Source organism: Bradyrhizobium sp. 14AA, assembly GCF_054185205.1.
This window is the reverse complement of sequence record NZ_JAVAYM010000068.1, coordinates 1-1,273: the sequence shown is the minus strand read 5'-3', so window position 1 is coordinate 1,273 and position 1,273 is coordinate 1. Positions and strand designations below refer to the sequence as shown.

The window sequence follows — 1,273 nt, the reverse complement described above, 5'->3', positions numbered from 1 at the left end:
CCCACGGCTGTCCGGTTCAAAATTATTGGACAGAGCGCATGGCGTTGATTCTACTCGATCCTGGACGTCTGCAAGCGTTCCGGGACACGAATGGAGATCAGCGCCATGCCGCACCACAATACAGTATTTCGCGATCTGCTGAAGCTTGTGCCGTGGCACCGGTTTGAAGCACTTGTGGAAGATCATACTGCCGACGCGCGGGTGCGTCGGCTCTCGACCAAAGGCCAGTTTGTGGCGCTGCTCTATGGCCAACTGTCGGGCGCTGCGGGCTTACGCGAGATCGTGACAGGGCTTTCGAGCCACGCGGCCCGGCTCTATCATCTGGGCGCGGATCCGGTCCGCCGGTCGACGATGTCGGATGCCAACGCCAAGCGGCCTGTTGCGGTGTTCAGCGAACTGCTGGAAGTCATGATGAAGCAGGCCCATCGCGGACTGCGCCGCAAGCTCGCCGAGACGACTTATCTGATCGATTCCACAAGTGTGCGGTTGAACGAGCACAGTTCCAGCTGGGCACGGTTCTCGTCCGGGGTTTGCGGCGCCAAGGTGCACGTGATCTACGATGCAGATGCCGATCGTCCAATCTATGCTGCGGTCAGTGCCGCCAACGTCAACGACACCACTGCAGCCCATCAGATGCCGATCACGCCGGGCGCGACCTACGTCTTCGATCTCGGCTATTACGATTATGCCTGGTGGGCCGAGCTTGATGCCGTCGGATGCCGCATTGTCAGCCGGTTCAAATCCAACACCCCGCTCGATGTGGTCAGGGAGTTGCCGCTCGCCCCGGGCAGCAACATCCTGTCTGATCGCATAGGTTTTCTTCCGGCACGACAGGCCAAAAGCCGTCGTAACCCGATGCAGGATGCAGTGCGCGAGGTCCGCGTCACCACCGAGACGGGAAAGGTGCTGCGGCTGCTGTCAAACGATCTCGACGCCAGCGCCGAGGAGATCGCCGATCTTTACCGCCGTCGCTGGGCCATCGAGCTGTTCTTCCGCTGGGTCAAGCAGACCCTCAAGATCAACCGCTTCGTCGGCACCTCGGAGAACGCCGTGCGCATCCAGATTGCCGTCGCCCTAATCGCCTTCCTACTGCTGCGCCTCGCCCAGGCCACCCAGCAAGCCGTTCGAAGTCCGCTCGTCTTCGCAAGACTGGTCCGCGCCAACCTCATGCAGCGCCGCCGTATCGACAGCTTGCTCCAACCACCCACGATCAGCCAAGATCAGCCCCAGATGTGCCTAAGTCTGGCTCAAACCTAAACCGGACACCCGTGGG

At 61.1% G+C, this 1,273-nt stretch carries 1 protein-coding gene; it reads left to right on the top strand.

Annotated features, from left to right (window positions below; all coding sequences use genetic code 11):
• Positions 1–105 precede the first annotated feature (105 nt).
• Positions 106–1,257: an IS4 family transposase gene (locus RAD15_RS43330; RefSeq protein WP_458184784.1), complete on the top strand. Its 1,152-nt coding sequence runs from the start codon at positions 106–108 to the stop codon at positions 1,255–1,257.
• Positions 1,258–1,273: the final 16 nt, after the last annotated feature.

What these genes read in the sequence shown, in the direction of transcription:
- RAD15_RS43330 (WP_458184784.1), top strand. Translation starts at nt 106, where the DNA reads ATGCCGCACCACAATACAGTATTTCGCGATCTGCTGAAGCTTGTGCCG.